Raw genomic sequence first — 18982 nt, 5'->3', positions numbered from 1 at the left:
GAAGTCCGCCGAGCAGTCGGGTCGATCAATGAGAGGTCAACACGGCGAACTTGGTTCACCGAAGTGACCGACGTCTCATGCTTTTCGGAAGTGACCCCGCATGATTGTGCCTTGTGCGATTTTGTGGTCGTACGTCGACCCCACCGTGTAGGGGGCACGCATGCGCGAGGCGGGCGCCCATAGATCCCCATGGATCGTCAGATAAACGGACAAATACCCCTCGTGGTGTGTGTCGCATATGTGACGCATCTGTACCGACGTGCCGCCCCCCGCGCCCCGGTGAGCCGGACGCCCGCTCCGGCTAGGCTCGCCCCAGAGCCGGCCGGGCCACCGGCAGCGACGCACGCGGGAGGCGGCGGGATGACAGTCCCGGGACGCAGGAGCAGCACCTTCATCCGGCTGCTTCGCAGCGGGTTCACCGACCCCTCGGGCGCCGCCCGACTCCTCGACGCGGACGCCCTGTCGGCCGTACGGGCCGACCCCGTGCTCCTCGACGCCCTCGGCGCCACCGCCGACCCCGACCTCGCCCTCCTCGGGCTCGTCCGGCTCGCGGAGGCGCAACGGCCCGAGGAACTCCGTGTGCTCCTCGACACGCTCGTCAGCGCCAAACCGCTGCGCGACCGACTGCTCGGCGTACTCGGGGCCTCCGAGGCCCTCGGCGACCACCTCGCCCGCCACCCCCAGGACTGGCAGGCCCTGGTCACCTACGAGGCCGCCGACCTGCACCCGGGACTCGCCGAGTTCGAGCGGGGGCTCGCCGACGCCCACGACCCCGTGCAACTGCGCGTCTCCTACCGCCGCTGCCTGCTCTCCATCGCCGCCCGCGACGTCTGCGGCACCACCGACGTCCAGCAGGTCGCCGCCGAACTCGCCGACCTCGCCACCGCCACCCTGCGCGCGGCCCTGCGCATCGCCTCCGCCGCCGCCCCCGAGGACGCGGCCCGGTGCAGACTCGCCGTCATCGCGATGGGCAAGTGCGGAGGCAACGAACTCAACTACGTGTCCGACGTGGACGTGATCTTCGTCGGGGACAGTCCCGACGGCGAGGACGAGGGCCGGGCCGTCCAGGCCGCCACCCGCCTCGCCTCCCACCTCATGCGGATCTGCTCCGAGACCACCGTCGAGGGCACCATCTGGCCCGTCGACGCGAACCTCCGCCCCGAGGGCAGAAACGGTCCGCTGGTCCGCACCCTCGCCTCCCACCTCGCCTACTACCAGCGCTGGGCCAAGACCTGGGAGTTCCAGGCCCTCCTCAAGGCCCGGGCCGTCGCCGGCGACGAAACCCTCGGCGCCGAGTACATCGAAGCCATAAGCCCCCTAGTCTGGCAGGCCGCCGAACGCGAGAACTTCGTACCCGACGTCCAGAAGATGCGCCGCCGCGTCGTCGACAACATCCCCGCCGCCCAGGTGGACCGGGAACTCAAACTCGGCCCCGGCGGCCTGCGCGACGTCGAGTTCGCCGTGCAACTGCTGCAACTCGTCCACGGACGCACCGACGCCACCCTGCACTCCGGCACCACCCTCGACGCCCTGCACGCCCTCGCCGCCGGCGGCTACGTCGGCCGGGCCGACGCCGCCCAGCTCCACGACGCGTACCGCTTCCTGCGCGCCATGGAACACCGCATCCAGCTCTACCGGCTGCGCCGCACCCACCTCGTCCCCGAGGACGAGAACGACCTGCGCCGCCTCGGCCGCTCCATGGGCCTGCGCACCGAACCCGTCGCCGAACTCAACAAGGCCTGGCGCCGGCACGCCTCCGTGGTCCGCCGCCTGCACGAGAAGATCTTCTACCGGCCGCTCCTCGACGCCGTCGCCCAACTCGCACCCGGCGAGGCCCGGCTCTCCCCGCGCGCCGCCGGCCAGCGCCTCGAAGCCCTCGGCTACGCCGACCCCGCCGCCGCCCTGCGCCACCTCGAAGCCCTCGCCTCCGGAGTCAGCCGCAAGGCCGCCATCCAACGCACCCTGCTCCCCGTCATGCTCGGCTGGTTCGCCGACTCCGCCGACCCCGACGCGGGCCTGCTGAACTTCCGCAAGGTCTCCGACGCCCTCGGCAAAACCCCCTGGTACCTGCGCCTGCTCCGCGACGAGGGCGCCGCCGCCGAGAACCTCGCCCGCGTCCTGTCCGCCGGCCGGCTCGCCCCCGACCTGCTGATGCGCGCCCCCGAGGCCGTCGCCCTGCTCGGCGACCCCGAAGGCCTCCAGCCCCGTACCCACGAGGCCCTGGAACAGGAGGTACTGGCCGCCGTCAACCGCGCCGAGAACGCCGAAGCCGCCGTCGCCGCGGCGCGCGGCGTGCGCCGCCGCGAACTGTTCCGCACCACCGCCGGCGACATCATCGGCTCCTACGGCACCGAGGACAACCCGGCGGAAGAGGACCACGGGGCCCTCGTCGACCGGGTCGGCTCCGCCGTCTCCGACCTCACCGCCGCCACCATCGCCGGCGCCCTGCGCGCCGCCGTGCGCGAGCAGTGGGGCGACACCCTGCCCACCCGGTTCGCCGTGATCGGCGTCGGCCGCTTCGGCGGCCACGAACTCGCCTACGGCTCCGACGCCGACGTCCTGTTCGTCCACGAACCCCGCGAGGGCGTCGACGAACAGGACGCCGCGAAGGCCGCCCAGGCCGTCGTCTCCGAGATGCGCAGACTCCTCCAGCTGCCGTCCGCCGACCCGCCCCTGCTCATCGACGCCGACCTGCGCCCCGAAGGCCGCTCCGGTCCACTGGTGCGCACCCTGCCCTCGTACGCCGCCTACTACCGCCGCTGGTCCCTGACCTGGGAGTCCCAGGCCCTGCTGCGGGCCGCGACGGTCGCCGGCGACCAGGAGCTCGGCTCGCGCTTCATCGACCTGATCGACCCCCTGCGCTACCCCGTGGAGGGCCTCGGCGACGACGCCGTACGGGAGATCCGCCGACTCAAGGCCCGCATGGAGTCCGAGCGGCTGCCGCGCGGCGCCGACCCCACCCTGCACACCAAACTCGGCCGGGGCGGCCTCAGCGACGTCGAGTGGACCGTCCAACTGATGCAGATGCGGCACGCCTGGGCCGAACCGGGCCTGCGCACCACCCGCACCCGCGAAGCCCTCGCCGCCTCCCACGCGGCCGGGCTGATCCCCACCGAGGAGGCGCAGATCCTCGACGAGGCATGGGTGCTCGCCACCCGGGTCCGCAACGCCGTGATGCTGGTCCGCGGCCGGGCGGGGGACACCTTCCCGTCCGAGGCGCGCGAACTGGCCGCCGTCGGCCGCTACCTCGGCTACGCCGAGGGCACCGCCGGCGACATGCTGGAGGACTACCGCCGCATCACCCGCCGCGCCCGCGCGGTGGTGGACGAACTCTTCTACGGCTCCTGACCCCGGCCCGGCTCCCGACCCCGGCCCCGACCGCGGGCACCGCCCCCCCGCCCCCGACCGTCAGGCGGGCGGGGCCGCCAGGAGACCCCGGGCGTACGCCAGGAACGCGGCCAGGCCCAGGTCGAAGGCGGCGTCCGCCCGCCCCGGCGCCCCGGCCCCCGCCCCGTGCGCGGCCAGCGCCCCGGCCAGGAGCGGGGTCCCCGGCGTCGGCTCCCACATGGCCTCCGGGGCCGCCAGGTCCAGCGCCGAGCCCAGCACCAGGTTCTCCAGCCCCGTCAACAGCGGCATCACCCGTTCCACCGGGAAGCCCGCCGCGAGCAGCAGCGCGACGGCCCGCTCGTACTGCGCCAGCACCATCGGCGCCCGGACCGGCGTCGTCATCAGCAGCGGGATCGCCCTCGGGTACGCGGCGAAGGCGGCCCGGTAGGACCGCGCCCAGTCCTCCAGCGCCCGGTCCCACGGCCGGCCCTCCAGCGTCCCGCCGTCGATCGCGGCGCAGACCCGCTCGCGTATCAGCTCCACCACCCCGGCCCGACCGTCCACGTGGTGATACACCGACGCGGTCTGCACACCCAACGCCCGGGCGATCTGCGGAACGCTGAACTCGCCCTTCTCCGCGACCAGTTGCAGCGCGATCGTGCCGATCCGCTCCCGGTCGAGCAAGGGGGTGCGCGGCCGTGCCATCGATGTTCTCCCGCCGTCAGGTCTTCCCGTACGCCAAAACGGGAGGCTACATTGCCGCAAACCGAAAGCCTTTAGGTTTCGCTTCACCGTCGCCCACCGTCCGCAGAAGGGTGCCTCCGCATGCCCCGAACGCCGGAACCGCCGCCCCCCGCAACCACCCCGGCCCCGCGCCGCGCCACCCTCGGCACCGCCGACATCTCCTTCTTCGTCGTGTCGGCCGCCGCCCCGCTCACCGTCATGGCCGGCGTCGCCCCCGTCGCCATCCTGCTCGGCGGCATCGGCGCCCCCGCCGGATACCTCCTCGCCGGCCTCACCCTCGCCGTCTTCGCCGTCGGCTTCACCGCCATGAGCCGCCACGTCCGCAGCGGCGGCGCGTTCTACGCCTACATCACCCGAGGCCTCGGCAAACACGTCGGCATCGGTGCCGCCCTGCTCGCCCTCGTCGGCTACAACGGCATGGAGATCGGCGTCTACGGCCTCCTCGGCACCACCACCGCCGACACCGCCCACGCCCTGTGGGGCCTGGACGTCCCCTGGCTGCCCGTCTCCCTCGTCGGCCTCGTCCTCATCTGGTACGGCGGCTTCCGCTCCATCGACTTCGGCGCGAAACTGCTCGGCGTCCTGCTCGTCGCCGAGACCGGGATACTCGTCCTGCTCGCCGCCGGAGTCCTCCTCAAGGGCGGCGCCCACGGCCTGTCCGCCGGCTCCTTCGCCCCCGGCGCGGTCCTCGTCCCCGGCACCGCCGCCGTCCTGGCCTTCGCCTTCGCCGCCTTCACCGGCTTCGAGTCCACCGTCATCTACCGCCGCGAGGCCCGCGACCCCGACCGGACCATCCCGCGCGCCACCTACATCGCCGTCGCCTTCCTCGGCCTCTTCTACGCCTTCATCGTCTGGACCGTCATCCAGGCCTTCGGCGCCGACGCCGTCGTCAAGGCCGCCGCCGACGACCCCGGCGGCCTCTTCTTCGCCGCCATCAGCACCTACGTCGGACCGTGGGCCGCCGACCTGATGCACGTCTTCATCGTCACCAGCGTCATCGCCTCCCTCCTCGCCTTCCACAACGCCATCAACCGCTACGGCCTCGCCCTCGCCGAGGAAGGCGTCCTGCCCGCCGCCCTCGGCAGGATCCACCCCCGACACGGATCCCCGTACGTCGCCGGCGTCGCCCAGACCGCCCTCGGCGCGACGATCGTCCTCGGATTCGCCCTCGCCGACGCCGACCCGTACCAACAACTGCTGCTCTGGGTGAACACCCCGGGCATGATCGGCCTCATGGCACTGATGCTGCTGGCCGCCATCGCCATACCCGTCCACTTCCACCGCGTCGCCCACGACGAGGGCCCCTGGCGCACCCTGATCGCGCCCGTCGTCGCGGCCGTCCTGCTCACCGCGGCGATCTACCTGGTCGCCTCCAAGGTGGACCTGTTCACCATGGCCTCGCCCACCGTCAACACGATCCTCGTGGCCGTCGTACCCGCCGTCTTCCTCGGCGGTCTCGGCCTCGCCCGACGCCTCAAGACGCGCCGCCCCGAGATCTACGCCCGGTTCGCCGAAGAGCCCGCCACCCGCGCACACCCCGAAGGAGAAGAGCCGTGCCCGCTGCCGACACCGTCCTCACCGGAGCCCGCGTCCGCACCCTCGACCCCGACCGCCCCGAGGCCCACGCGGTAGCCGTCCGCGACGGCGAGATCCTCGCCGTCGGCGACGAGAGCGACGTACGGGACTGGCGCGGACCGGCCACCGAGGTCATCGACCTCGGCGGCGCCACCCTCACCCCCGGCCTCACCGACGCCCACAGCCACCCCGTCTGGGGCATCGAGATGGCCACCGGCACCGACCTCTCCACCGTCCGCGACCTCGACCAACTCCGCGCCGCCCTGCGCGCCGCCGACCGCGGCCCCGGAGGCTGGATCGTCGGCCACGGCCTCGACCACAACGCCTTCGGCGGCCGGCCCGTCGACCGCTCCCTCGTCGAGGACGCCCTCGCCGGAGCCCCCGCCTTCCTGCGCCTGCACGACGGCCACTCCGCCCTCGCCTCCGAAGCGGCCCTGCGGGCCGCCGGCATCACCGGGCCCCGCACCTTCGCCCAACGCTCCGAGATCGTCTGCGACCCGCAGGGCCGACCCACCGGCCACCTCGTCGAACACGCCGCGATGGACCTCGTCGGCGCCCTCGTCCCCAAGCCCTCCTCCGCCGAACGCCGCGGGCGCCTCCTGGCCCTCCTCGCCGAGATGGCCGCCGGTGGACTCACCGGCGCCCACGTGATGGACCTCGGCGACGGGGACGTACCGGCCCTGCTCTCCACCGTCGAGTACGAGGGCGACCTGCCGCTGCGCCTGCGACTGTCCCCCTGGTGCATGCCGGGCGCCGGCCCCGACGAACTGGAGGAACTCGTCGAACTCCAACTGCTCCGGGGCCGCCACTGGCAGGTCGGCGGGGTGAAGTTCTTCATGGACGGCACCGTCGAGGGCGGAACGGCCTGGCTGGAGCACGCCGACTGCCACGGCCAGGGCACGAACGCCTTCTGGCCCGACCTGCGCGCCTACTCCCGCGCGGTGCACACCCTCGACGCGGCAGGCATCGGCACCGCCACCCACGCCATCGGCGACGCCGCCGTCCGCCACGTCCTGGACACGGTGGCGGACCTGGGACCGGGGGCCCGTGCACGACACCGGATCGAGCACATCGAGACCGTCCCCGACGACCAGCTGAAGCGATTCGCGGAACTCGGGGTGATCGCCTCGATGCAGCCGCCGCACACCGCCTACACCCGGGCCGACCACAGCGACGAATGGTCCAAACGCCTCGGAGACGACCGGGCGGCCCGCGCCTGGCGCTGCCGAGACCTCCGCGACGCCGGGGCGGTGCTCGCCCTCGGCTCGGACTGGCCCATCGCCCACCACGACGCCCGTCAGGTCCTGGCGACCGCCCGCAGCCCCCTCGGCGCGGCCTCGACGGGAGCCGCCCTCACCGGGCTGATGGCACTGGAGGGCATGACCTCGCACGCCGCGCTCGCGGCCGGCGAGGAGAAGGTGGCGGGCCGCGTCGCGGCCGGATTCCGGGCGGACCTGACGGCCTTCGCCCTCGACCCCGTGGACGCGGCGCCGGACGAAGTGGCCGAGGCGCCGATCCGACTCACGATGTCCGGCGGCCGGATCACGCACCGCACGGACCGAGCAGAGACAGGGTGAGAAGAGGACAGGGTGAGAAGCGACGGACCGGGAAGAACGGTCAGCGCGTGAAGCGGTTCGCCAGCGCCGCCGCCACCGGATGCCGGTCCACGGCCCGGGGGTGGCGGGGCAGCCGGTGCGGAAGCGATCCGTACCAGGCACGCGAGACCGTGTACCCGAAGGCCAGGCACAGCATGCCGCCCACGGCGTCGAGCCAGAAGTGGTTCGCGGTGGCCACGATGACGACCAGCGTCGCCGTCGGGTAGAGCAGGCCCAGGATCCGTACCCAGGGCGCGGAGGCGATGGCGAAGATCGTCAGCCCGCACCAGAGCGACCACCCTATGTGCATCGACGGCATGGCCGCGTACTGGTTCGACATGTGCTTGAGGTCGCCCGAGGCCATGGAACCCCAGGTGTGGTGGACCAGCACGGTGTCGATGAAGTCCTGCCCGTTCATCAGCCGGGGCGGCGCGAGCGGGTAGAAGAAGTAGCCGACCAGGGCGACACCGGTGGTGGCGAAGAGCACCATGCGGGTGGCCGCGTAACGCCCCGGGTGAAAGCGGTAGATCCACACCAGCACGCCGATGGTCACGACGAAGTGCAGCGTCGCGTAGTAGTAGTTCATGCCGACGATCAACCACGTCACCGAGTTGACGGCATGGTTGATCGACTGCTCCACGGCGATGCCCAGGGTGCGCTCGACGCTCCAGATCCAGTCGGCGTTCGACAGCGCGACCGCCTTCTGCTCCGGGACGGCGTTGCGGATCAGCGAGTAGGTCCAGTAGCTGATCGCGATCAGCAGGACCTCGAACCAGATCCGGGGCCGCCGGGGCGTGCGGAGCCGGGTGAGAAGAGAACGTTCGGAGGCCGGGCGGGCCTCGTTCTCGGTCACGGTGGGTGACGAGACGTCCGTCCGGGTTTCCAGTGTCTTCACGCTCGCTTCACCCATGGGGACAGAGTCTGCCAGATGCGTTCTCGCCTTCGATCATCCCGTGGGACGGTCTTCGGACCGCCCGATCAACCCCGGGGATGACGGGATCCCCCTCAGGGCGTACGCCGCTGCCTGGGCCCGGACGCGGTCGAACCGCGGACCACCAACTCGGGGAGGAAGACGAACTCGCTGTGCGGGGCCGGCGTACCGCCGATCTCCTCCAGCAGCGTCCGGACCGCCGCCTGCCCCATGGCCTGCACCGGCTGCCTGATCGTGGTCAGCGGCGGATCCGTGAACGCTATGAGAGGGGAGTCGTCGAAACCCACCACCGACACGTCCTGCGGAACCTTCAGCCCCCGCTGCCGCGCGGCCCGGATCGCACCGAGCGCCATCATGTCGCTCGCGCACACCACCGCCGTGCAGCCCCGCGCGATCAACGCGGTCGCCGCGGCCTGCCCGCCTTCCAGCGTGTACAGGGAGTGCTGGATCAGCTCCTCGATCTCGGCCTCGCCGAGACCGAGCCGTTCCTTCATGCCGAGCCGGAAACCCTCGATCTTGCGCAACACCGGCACGAACCGCTTCGGTCCGACCGCGAGGCCGATCCGCGTGTGACCGAGCGCCGTCAGATGGGTCACCGCGAGCTGCATCGCCGCCCGGTCGTCGGGGGAGACGAAGGGAGCCTGCACCTTGTCGGAGAACCCGTTGATGAGGACGTACGGAACACCCTGGCCGCGGAGCTGGTCGTAGCGCCCCATGTCGGCCGTGGTGTCGGCGTGCAGACCGGACACGAAGATGATCCCGGAGACCCCGCGGTCCACCAGCATCTCCGTCAGCTCGTCCTCGGTGGACCCGCCGGGCGTCTGCGTGGCCAGCACCGGGGTGTACCCCTGCCGGGTCAGCGCCTGGCCGATGACCTGCGCCAGCGCCGGAAAGATGGGGTTGTCGAGTTCGGGGGTTATCAGACCGACGAGTCCGGCGCTGCGTTGGCGCAGCTTCACGGGCCGCTCGTAACCGAGCACGTCGAGGGCGGCCAGCACGGATTCGCGGGTGCCTGCGGCCACACCGGGCTTGCCGTTGAGCACGCGGCTGACTGTGGCTTCGCTGACCCCCGCCTGGGCTGCGATGTCGGCTAGCCGTGCGGTCACGGGATTGGACTGTACCGGTCACGCGTCACAATGCCCACCACGTACACGAGTCCGGGGGCAACAGGACACTGCGACCGTCCGTCTCCACGGGCGCGCTGGACAGTACGGGCCTTCCCGGCGACGGGAGTTGGAGCGCCCGCGACCGGGTGTTGACGGTGCAGGCGAAGCCGGGGCGGGTGAACAGCAGCACCCCCTCAGGAGCGGGCAGCCACGTCAGGCCGCCCGCCTCCGGGGAGCCCAGCCCGGGCAACGCGCGCCGCAGCTCCAGGGCCGCCCGGTACAGCTCCAGCGTGGAATGCGGGTCACCGGTCTGCGCGGCGACGCTCAGCCCCGCCCAGTCGGCGGGCTGCGGCAGCCAGCTGCCGCCCGGACCGAAGTCGTACGGGGGCGCCTCCCCGGACCAGGGGATCGGGATCCGGCAGCCGTCACGCAGCCCGTCCTGCCCCGAGCCGCGATGGAAGGCGGGGTCCCGGCGGACGGCGTCGGGGAGGTCGGTGACCTCGGGCAGACCGAGTTCCTCGCCCTGGTAGACGTACGCCGACCCCGGCAACGCCAGCATCAGCAGCGCGGCGGCCCGCGCCCGGGCCAGCCCCCGCGCGCCGCCCCCGTACCGGGTCACGTGCCGCACCACGTCGTGATTCGACAGCACCCACGTCGTCGGCGCGCCCACGGAAGCCGTCGCGGCCAGCGACTCGTCGATGACGGTGCGCATCGCGACGGCGTCCCACGGACAGTTCAGGAAGCGGAAGTTGAACGCCTGGTGCAGCTCGTCGGGCCGTACGTACAGCGCGAGCCGCTCCGAGGTCGGGGCCCAGGCCTCCGCCACCCCGATCGCGGGCCCCGGCCGCGGGCCCTCGTGCGCGTCCAGGAGCCGCCGCCAGGAACGGTGGATCGCGTGGACCCCGTCCTGGTCGAAGAAGGGGAGCGGCTCCGTACCGATCAGGGTGGCCTGGGCGGCGCGGCCGATGTCGGGCAGCCCCGGCGCCTTGACCATGCCGTGCGCCACGTCCACCCGGAACCCGTCCACACCCAGGTCCAGCCAGAACCGCAGCACGTCCGCGAACTCCGCCGCCACCTCCGGATGGTCCCAGTCGAGGTCGGGCTGCTCGGGTGCGAAGAGGTGCAGGTACCACTGCCCGTCCTCGACGCGGGTCCAGGCGGGACCCCCGAAGATCGACTCCCAGTCGTTGGGCGGCAGCTCGCCGGCCGCGCCCCGCCCCGCCCGGAAGTGGTACCGCTCCCGGGCGGCGGGGTCCCTCAGGGCCGCCCGGAACCACGGGTGCTCGTCGGAGGTGTGGTTCGGCACCACGTCCACGATGACCCGCAGCCCCTGGGCGTGCGCGGCCCGCAGCAGCTCGGCCGCGTCGGAGAGGTCGCCGAAGAGCGGATCCACGGCCCGGTAGTCGGCGACGTCGTAGCCGCCGTCCGCCTGCGGGGAGACGTAGAAAGGGGTCAGCCACACGGCGTCGACCCCCAGCCGGGCCAGGTGGGGGAGCCGCTCGCGCACCCCGTTCAGGTCGCCGACGCCGTCGCCGTCGCTGTCGGCGAAGGACCGCACGTACACCTGATAGATGACGGCATCGCGCCACCAGCCTTCGCTCGCGCCGGTGTTGCTGGAAGCGCTTGCAAGCCGGGGTGCGGTCAGCTCATGGGTCATGTCGGGGTCAACGCGGGGACACACCCCCTGGTTGCGGGCCCGTGGACTCGAAGGCGACTCGAACTAACAGCAAGCTGCGGCAACCGTACGGACACACGGATGTAACGATCACCATCGCTTGCAGAAAATTGCCGCAAGCTCTTTCGGTCGGCTTTCAGTCTTGTTACGTTCCTGGCAACTCGGGACCGCGAGGAAGCGGCCGGGATCATCGAAGGAGTTCATATGCGGCGTGGCATAGCGGCCACCGCGCTGGTCGCGGCCCTGGCGCTCGCGGCGACGGCTTGCAGCGGTGACAGCGGGAACGACAACGGCGACACCAAGGCCGGCGGTGAGCTGACCGGCACGGTGACGTGGTGGGACACCTCCAACGACGCCGAGAAGGCCAGCTTCCAGAAGATCGCCGAGGCGTTCACCGCGAAGCACCCCAAGGTCAACGTCAAGTACGTCAACGTCCCGTACGGCGACGCGCAGAACAAGGCCAAGAACGCCTTCACCAGCGGCTCCGAGGCCCCTGACGTGATCCGCGCCGACGTCGGCTGGGTCGCCGACTTCGCCTCCCTCGGCTACCTCGACGAGGTACCCGCCGAGACCGCCAAGAAGGTCGACGCGGAGTTCCTCCCGCAGGCCGCGGCCAGCGGCAAGTACGAGGGCAAGACCTACGCCGTCCCGCAGGTCATCGACACCCTCGGCCTCTTCTACAACAAGAAGATGCTCGCGGACGCCGGCGTCAAGCCCCCCACCACCCTGGAGGAGCTGAAGACGGCCTCCGCCGCCATCAAGGCGAAGACCGGCAAGGCCGGCCTGTACCTGCGCGGCGACGACTCCTACTGGTTCCTCCCGCTGATCTACGGAGAGGGCGGCGACCTCGTCGACGCGAAGACCAAGACGGTCACCGTCGACAACCCCGCGGGCGTCAAGGCCTTCAAGGCCGCCCGCGACCTGGTCACCTCCGGCGCGGCGATCACCAACGCCACCGACGGCTGGGTCAACATGCAGACCGCCTTCAAGTCGGGCGAGGTCGCCATGATGATCAACGGTCCCTGGGCCGTCGCCGACAGCTACGCCGGCGACCAGTTCAAGGACAAGGCCAACCTCGGCGTCGCCGCCGTCCCGGCCGGCTCCGCCAAGGCCGGCGCCCCCCAGGGCGGCCACGACCTCGCCGTCTACGCCGGCTCCAAGAACCGTGCCGCCGCGCACGCCTTCGTGGAGTACATGACCTCCCAGGAAGTCCAGGTCCAGTCCGCCAAGGACCTGAGCCTGCTCCCGACCCGCACGGCCGCCTACGAGCAGCCGGACGTCAAGGCCAGCGAGATGGTCCAGTTCTTCAAGCCGGCCGTCGACAAGGCCGTCGAGCGCGCCTGGATCCCGGAGAACGGCTCCCTCTTCGAGCCGCTGAAGGTCGAATACACCAAGGCGGTCACCGGGGCGGCAAGCCCCGAGGACGCGGCCAAGGCGGCCGGCGTCGAGTTCCGCAAGATCCTCAAGGGCTGGAAGTAACAAGACCATGGCTGCTCACACCAGCCAGTCGGTGGCGAAGGCCGCGGGCAACGATGACGGCGCCAAGAGCGACGACATCGAGGCCCGCGGCCGGAGCCGCAGGACTGACAGCGGGAATCGCGGTGGCTTCAGGCGCGCGCTGGCCACCCACTGGTACGCCTGGACGATGATCACCCCCGTGGTGCTCGTCCTCGGCGTCATCATCGGCTGGCCCCTCGTACGAGGCGTCTACCTGTCGCTGACCGACGCCAACGAGCGCAACGTCGGCCGCACGATCGGCGCCAACCACATCGAGGCCACCTACGAGTTCGTCGGCCTCGACAACTACGCGGCCGTCCTCTCCGACCCCGTGTTCCTGCAACGGCTGGTGTGGACGGTCAGCTGGACCGTCCTGTGCGTGTCGATCACCTTCGCGCTCGGACTGGCCCTGGCCACCATGCTCAACCGCGACTTCAAGGGCCGCGCCGCCTACCGGATGGCACTCATCCTGCCCTGGGCCGTCCCCGGCTTCGTGTCCGTCTTCGCCTGGCGGTTCCTCTTCAACCGCGACAACGGCATCCTCAACAAGCTGCTCGACGGCGGCGGCATCTCCGCCATCCCGTGGCTCGACGACCCGACGTGGGCCAAGGTCTCCGTCATCACCGTCAACGTCTGGCTCGGCGTCCCCTTCATGATGGTCGCCCTCCTCGGCGGCCTCCAGTCCATCCCCGGCGAGCTCTACGAAGCCGCCGAGATGGACGGCGCCACCCCCTGGCAGCGGTTCCGGCACATCACCCTGCCCGGCCTGCGGGCCGTCAGCATGACGGTGATCCTGCTCTCCACCATCTGGACCTTCAACATGTTCCCGGTGATCTTCCTGCTCACCCGGGGCGGACCGGGCGACTCCACCGAGATCCTGGTGACCCAGGCCTTCCGCCAGGCCTTCGTGGCCAGCCCCCGCGACTTCGCGGGCTCCGCCACCTGGGGCGTGCTCATCCTCGCCCTGCTCATGATCTTCGCGCTGGTCTACCGGCGCTCGCTGCGCAAGCAGGGAGAGGTGTGGTGACCGTGTCGACCGCCACCAACAAGGAACAGGCGGCCGGACCCCGCCGGGGACGCCGCTCCCCGACCGCCTCCGTCGGCCTGCACGCCACCCTCGTCGTCGCGTCCGTCATCGCCGTCTTCCCGGTCCTGTGGGTCCTGCTGACCTCCATCAAGCCCGCGAAGCACGCCATCAGCACCGACTTCGTGAAGGAACCCACCCTCGACAACTACCGCTACCTGGTGGAGTCGACCTCCTTCTTCTCCTGGTTCGCCAACTCCGTCCTCGTCGCCGGCGTCACCACGATCCTCGGCGTGTTCATCGCGGCCACCACCGGCTACGCCGTCAGCCGGTTCAAGTTCCCCGGCATGAAACCCCTCATGTGGACCCTGCTCATCACGCAGATGTTCCCCATGGCCATCCTCATCGTCCCGCTCTACAACCTCATGGGACAGCTCGGCCTGCTCAACCAGCCCGTCGGCCTGATCATCACGTACCTCACCATCGCCGTGCCCTTCTGCGCCTGGATGATGAAGGGCTTCTTCGACACCATCCCGGTGGAGATCGACGAATCCGGCCGCGTCGACGGACTCAACCCCTTCGGCACCTTCTGGCGACTGATCCTGCCCCTGGCCAAACCCGGCCTCGCCGTGACCGGCTTCTACGCCTTCATCACCGCCTGGGGCGAAGTCGCCTACGCCTCCGCCTTCATGGTCGGCGACGAGAACCTCACCCTGGCCGGCGGACTGCAGACCTTCGTCACGCAGTACACCTCCAACTGGGGAGCGATGACCGCCGCCTCGGTCCTCATCGCCATCCCCGCCGCCGTCTTCTTCCTCTTCGCCCAGCGTCACCTCGTCGCCGGAATGACCGCAGGCGCGACCAAGGGCTGACCACCCCTGCCTGCTCCCGCATCACCGGCCCGATCTCTTCAAGGACGACATGACCCAGCACCTCGCCGACGCCCTCCCCACCACGACCGGTACCCAGCCCGGCTGGTGGAGAGAAGCGGTGATCTACCAGGTCTATCCACGCAGCTTCGCCGACTCCAACGGGGACGGCATGGGGGACCTCGAAGGCATCCGGAGCCGACTGCCCTACCTCAAGGAACTGGGCGTCGACGCCGTCTGGCTCAGCCCCTTCTACGCCTCCCCGCAGGCCGACGCCGGATACGACGTCGCCGACTACCGGGCCATCGACCCCATGTTCGGCACCCTGCACGACGCCGACGCCGTGATCCGCGAAGCCCACGCCCTGGGCCTGCGCATCATCGTGGACCTCGTCCCCAACCACTGCTCCGACCAGCACGAATGGTTCAAGCAGGCACTCCGCGAAGGCCCCGGAACCCCCCTGCGCGAACGCTTCCACTTCCGGCCCGGCCAGGGCGCCGACGGCTCCCGGCCCCCCAACGACTGGGAGTCGATCTTCGGCGGGCCCGCCTGGACCCGCGTCGAGGACGGCGAGTGGTACCTGCACCTCTTCGCGCCCGAGCAGCCCGACTTCAACTGGGAACACCCCGCCGTCCAGGACGAGTTCCGCTCCATCCTGCGGTTCTGGCTCGACCTCGGCGCCGACGGCTTCCGCATCGACGTCGCCCACGGCCTCGTCAAGGCCCCCGGCCTGCCCGACCTCGGCCGCGACGAACAACTCAAGCTCCTCGGCAACCAGGTCCTCCCCTTCTTCGACCAGGACGGCGTCCACGAGATCTACCGCTCCTGGCGCACCGTCCTCGACGAGTACGCCGGCGACCGCATCGGCGTCGCCGAAGCCTGGACCCCCAGCGCCGACCGCACCGCGCTGTACCTGCGCCCCGACGAACTCCACCAGGCCTTCAACTTCCACTACCTGAACACCGGTTGGGAAGCCGACGCGCTGCGCTCCGCCATCGACGAGTCCCTCGACGCCATGCGCCCCGTGGGTGCGCCGACGACGTGGGTGCTGTCGAATCACGATGTGGTGCGGCACGTGACCCGGTACGGGGGCGGCGCGCGGGGGCTGGCCCGGGCGCGGGCCGCCGCGCTGCTGATGCTGGCGTTGCCGGGGTCGGCGTACGTCTACCAGGGCGAGGAACTCGGTCTGCCCGAGGTCACCGACCTCCCCGACGCCGTCCGCCAGGACCCGTCCTTCTTCAAGGCGAACGGCCAGGACGGGCTCCGCGACGGCTGCCGCGTACCGATCCCGTGGTCGGGCGAGGAAGCCCCGTACGGCTTCGGCAGCGGCGGCAGCTGGCTGCCGCAGCCCGCCGACTGGGCCGGCCTGAGCGTCGAGGCCCAGACCGGCGACCCGCACTCCACGCTGGAGCTGTACCGGGCCGCGCTGCGCATCCGCCGCGAGCGCGACGACCTGGGCGCGGGCGACTCCGTGCACTGGCTGGAGGCCCCCGAAGGCGTACTGGCCTTCCGCCGGGGCGCGTTCACCTGCACGGTCAACACCACCGGGGAGCCCGTACGCATGCCGCTGCCCGGTACGGCACTGCTGGCCAGCGCCGAGCTGACCGACGCGGACGTACTGCCGGGCGACACGGCGGTGTGGTGGCAGGGGTGACCAACCCCCTCAGGCTGACGGACATCGCCGCGCAGGCCCAGGTCAGCGAGGCGACCGTCAGTCGCGTCCTCAACGGGAAGGCGGGCGTCGCGGACGGCACCCGGCACAAGGTGCTGGCCGCGCTCGACCTGTTGGGCTACGAACGCCCGGTGCGGCTCAAACGCCGCAGCAACGGCCTCGTCGGCCTGCTCATCCCGGAACTCACCAACCCCATCTTCCCGGCGTTCGCCCAGGTCATAGAGCAGGCGCTGGCGGGGCACGGGTACACGCCGGTGCTCTGTACCCAGACGCCGGGCGGGGCCACCGAGGACGAGTTGGTCGAGCAACTGGAGGAGCGGGGGGTCACCGGCATCGTCTTCCTGTCCGGCCTGCACGCGGACTCCTCCACCGACCCCTCGCGCTACCAGCGGCTCGCCTCCCGGGGCGTGCCGTTCGTCCTGATCAACGGTTTCAACGAGCACGTCAACGCGCCCTTCATCTCCCCGGACGACCGGGCGGCCGCCGACATGGCAGTCCGGCACCTCGAAGACCTCGGGCACCGCCGCATCGGCCTGGCCATCGGGCCGACGCGCTACGTCCCGTCGGCGCGCAAGGAGGCCGGCTTCACCGCCGCCCTGCCCTCGGCCGCCGCCGAAGGGCTCATCCAACGCACCCTGTTCACCGTCGAGGGCGGCCACGCGGCGGGCGGAGCCCTGCTCGACCGCGGGTGCACCGGCATCGTGTGCGGCAGCGACCCGATGGCGCTCGGTGTCATCCGCGCGGCCCGGGAGCGGGGACTGCGCGTACCGGAGGACGTGTCGGTCGTCGGCTTCGACGACTCCCCGCTGATCGCCTTCACCGACCCCCCGCTGACCACGGTCCGCCAACCGGTCCGCGCGATGGCCACGGCCGCGGTGGGCGCCCTGCTCGAAGCGGTGTCGGGAACACCGGTCCAGCGCACGGAGTACGTCTTCCAACCGGAACTGGTGGTGAGGGGCTCGACGGGCCAGGGGCCGGGGGACTGAGGGGGGCTGAGGGGGGCTTTGGTGGGGGGGGGGGGTTGGGGGTGTGAGGGGTCCGCACGCCCCCAACCCCCGCCCCCCACCGCGGCGTTCCGGCACAGACCGGGACACGTCCGCGAAACAATTCTGCAATCCCTTGCGCAAGGTCTTGCAGGGGTTCGGCCTGGCACCTACCGTCGCTGCAATCCCCACCTCTTCCGCCAGGAGGCCCCCGCATGCCTGCCAGAGCTGTCAGTGCTGCAAGAACCACCAGAGCCACAACCCTGTTCGCCGCCACCGCACTTGTCGCCGCGTCCTTCACCGTTCAGGCCCCCCGGGCGGTCGCCGCCACTCCCGGCGTCAAGGACGTCACGGCCGTGTTGTTCGAGTGGCGCTTCGACTCCGTCGCGCGGGCCTGCACCGACAGCCTGGGGCCCGCCGGGTACGGGTACGTCCAGGTGTCGCCTCCGCAGGAGCACATCCAGGGCGACCAGTGGTGGACCTCGTACCAGCCCGTCAGCTACAAGATCGCCGGGCGGCTCGGTGACCGGACGGCCTTCAAGGCGATGGTCGACACCTGTCACGCCGCCGGCGTGAAGGTGGTCGTCGACTCCGTCATCAACCACATGGCCGCCGCCGACGGCACCGGGACGGGCGGCTCTTCGTACACGAAGTACGGCTACCCCGGCCTCTACTCCGGCGCCGACATGGACGACTGTCGGGCGACGATCTCGAACTACCAGGACCGGGGCAACGTCCAGAACTGCGAACTGGTGCAGCTCGCCGACCTCGACACCGGCGAGGACTACGTGCGCGGCCGGATCGCCGGCTACCTCAACGACCTGCTCTCCCTCGGCGTCGACGGATTCCGGATCGACGCGGCCAAGCACATGCCGGCCGCCGACCTCGCCAACATCAAGTCACGGCTGAGCAACCCCTCCGCCTACTGGAAGCAGGAGGCGATCTTCGGTGCGGGCGAGGCCGTGTCGCCGTCCGAGTACCTGGGCAACGGGGACGTGCAGGAGTTCCGCTACGCCCGCGATCTGAAGCGGGTCTTCCAGGGCGAGAGCCTCGCCCACCTGAAGAACTTCGGCGAGGCGTGGGGATACATGCCCTCCGGCCAGTCCGCCGTCTTCGTCGACAACCACGACACCGAGCGCGGTGGTGACACCCTCAGCTACAAGGACGGTTCCGCCTACACCCTCGCCAACGTCTTCATGCTGGCCTGGCCGTACGGATCGCCGGACGTGCACTCCGGCTACGAGTGGAGCCAGAAGGACGCCGGTCCGCCCAACGGCGGCTCGGTGAACGCCTGTTACGTCGACGGCTGGAAGTGCCAGCACGCGTGGCGGGAGATCTCCTCCATGGTGGGCTTCCGCAACGCCGCGCGCGGCCAGTCCGTCACCGACTGGTGGGACAACGGCGGTGACCAGATCGCGTTCGGGCGCGGCGCCAAGGCGTACGCGGCGCTCAACCACGAGGGCTCGGCGCTGACCCGGACCTTCCAGACGTCCCTGCCGGCGGGTGGCTACTGCGACGTCCAGAGCGGGCGTACGGTCACGGTCGACTCGGCCGGCCGGTTCACGGCCACGCTCGGCGCCGGCAGCGCGGTGGCCCTGCACGTGAACGCCCGCACCTGCGCGGGCGGCAGCACCCCGCCGCCCGCCTCGGACGCCGGGGCCTCGTTCGGCGTGAACGCCTCCACGGTCCTCGGCCAGAACATCCACGTGACGGGTGACCGGGCCGAGCTCGGGAACTGGAACGCCTCCGGCGCCCCGAAGTTGGACCCGGCGGCCTACCCGGTGTGGAAGCTCGACGTCTCGCTCCCGCCCGGCACGTTCTTCTCGTACAAGTACGTGCGCAAGGACGCCTCCGGGAACGTCACCTGGGAGAGCGGCGCCAACCGCTCCGCCACCGTTCCCGCGAGCGGTCGGGTCACGTTGACCGACACCTGGCGCAACTGACCTCCGCCCCCCTGAACCAGGGCCGCCCGGCACCTCACTCC

At 71.3% G+C, this 18982-nt stretch carries 13 protein-coding genes; 9 read left to right on the top strand and 4 right to left on the bottom strand.

Going from position 1 to position 18982, the window contains the following annotated elements; genetic code table 11:
- The first annotated feature begins 360 nt into the window (after positions 1-360).
- Positions 361-3348, top strand: coding sequence for a bifunctional [glutamine synthetase] adenylyltransferase/[glutamine synthetase]-adenylyl-L-tyrosine phosphorylase (locus OHA84_RS12025; protein ID WP_266971786.1), 2988 nt, complete (start codon positions 361-363; stop codon positions 3346-3348).
- A 60-nt stretch (positions 3349-3408) separates the two neighbouring features.
- On the opposite strand, the gene OHA84_RS12020 is transcribed toward OHA84_RS12025, so the two are convergent.
- Complete coding sequence (locus OHA84_RS12020) at positions 3409-4032, bottom strand: TetR/AcrR family transcriptional regulator (RefSeq protein ID WP_266947258.1); 624 nt, start codon at positions 4030-4032, stop codon at positions 3409-3411.
- A 120-nt stretch (positions 4033-4152) separates the two neighbouring features.
- On the opposite strand from OHA84_RS12020, the gene OHA84_RS12015 reads away from it, so the two are divergent.
- A complete protein-coding gene (locus OHA84_RS12015; protein ID WP_266947257.1) occupies positions 4153-5703 on the top strand; it encodes an APC family permease in 1551 nt (516 codons plus the stop codon).
- On the top strand, positions 5625-7223 hold the full coding sequence (locus OHA84_RS12010) for an amidohydrolase (RefSeq protein WP_266971789.1): 1599 nt from the start codon (positions 5625-5627) through the stop codon (positions 7221-7223). The genes OHA84_RS12015 and OHA84_RS12010 overlap by 79 nt, the downstream gene beginning before the upstream one ends.
- Positions 7224-7263: 40 nt before the next feature.
- On the opposite strand, the gene OHA84_RS12005 is transcribed toward OHA84_RS12010, so the two are convergent.
- The 3 genes from OHA84_RS12005 to OHA84_RS11995 all read right to left on the bottom strand — a co-directional run bounded on the left by OHA84_RS12005 (position 7264) and on the right by OHA84_RS11995 (position 10935).
- Positions 7264-8151 carry a phosphatase PAP2 family protein gene (locus OHA84_RS12005; RefSeq protein WP_053682903.1) on the bottom strand — a complete coding sequence of 296 codons (888 nt, stop codon included), beginning with the start codon at positions 8149-8151 and terminating at the stop codon, positions 7264-7266.
- Positions 8152-8246: 95 nt separating this feature from the next.
- The gene (locus tag OHA84_RS12000) at positions 8247-9278 is read right to left on the bottom strand and encodes a LacI family DNA-binding transcriptional regulator (RefSeq protein WP_053682904.1); all 1032 of its coding nucleotides are present in this window, start codon (positions 9276-9278) and stop codon (positions 8247-8249) included.
- A gap of 25 nt (positions 9279-9303) precedes the next feature.
- The gene (locus OHA84_RS11995; protein WP_053682906.1) at positions 9304-10935 is read right to left on the bottom strand and encodes a glycoside hydrolase family 13 protein; all 1632 of its coding nucleotides are present in this window, start codon (positions 10933-10935) and stop codon (positions 9304-9306) included.
- A gap of 222 nt (positions 10936-11157) precedes the next feature.
- On the opposite strand from OHA84_RS11995, the gene OHA84_RS11990 reads away from it, so the two are divergent.
- From OHA84_RS11990 to OHA84_RS11965, 6 genes are all read left to right on the top strand, one after another.
- On the top strand, positions 11158-12432 hold the full coding sequence (locus OHA84_RS11990) for an extracellular solute-binding protein (protein WP_266971792.1): 1275 nt from the start codon (positions 11158-11160) through the stop codon (positions 12430-12432).
- A 7-nt stretch (positions 12433-12439) separates the two neighbouring features.
- Positions 12440-13477, top strand: a complete 1038-nt coding sequence (locus OHA84_RS11985) for a carbohydrate ABC transporter permease (protein ID WP_053682910.1) — start codon at positions 12440-12442, stop codon at positions 13475-13477.
- Positions 13474-14346, top strand: coding sequence for a sugar ABC transporter permease (locus OHA84_RS11980; RefSeq protein ID WP_266947254.1), 873 nt, complete (start codon positions 13474-13476; stop codon positions 14344-14346). Before OHA84_RS11985 ends, OHA84_RS11980 begins: the two co-directional genes overlap by 4 nt.
- A 49-nt stretch (positions 14347-14395) precedes the next feature.
- Positions 14396-15997 (top strand): alpha-amylase family glycosyl hydrolase, encoded by a 1602-nt coding sequence (locus OHA84_RS11975; RefSeq protein WP_266971794.1) that lies wholly within the window; start codon positions 14396-14398, stop codon positions 15995-15997.
- Entirely contained in the window at positions 15985-17001 is a 1017-nt protein-coding gene (locus OHA84_RS11970; RefSeq protein WP_234350304.1) for a LacI family DNA-binding transcriptional regulator, read from the top strand. The genes OHA84_RS11975 and OHA84_RS11970 overlap by 13 nt, the downstream gene beginning before the upstream one ends.
- Before the next feature lie 212 nt (positions 17002-17213).
- Complete coding sequence (locus OHA84_RS11965) at positions 17214-18941, top strand: carbohydrate-binding module family 20 domain-containing protein (RefSeq protein WP_266971797.1); 1728 nt, start codon at positions 17214-17216, stop codon at positions 18939-18941.
- Positions 18942-18982 lie beyond the last annotated feature (41 nt).

It is taken from the genome of Streptomyces sp. NBC_00513, assembly GCF_041431415.1.
GTDB lineage: Bacteria > Actinomycetota > Actinomycetes > Streptomycetales > Streptomycetaceae > Streptomyces.
The sequence above is the reverse complement of the archived record's forward strand: the minus strand, read 5'-3'. Positions and strand labels throughout refer to the sequence as shown.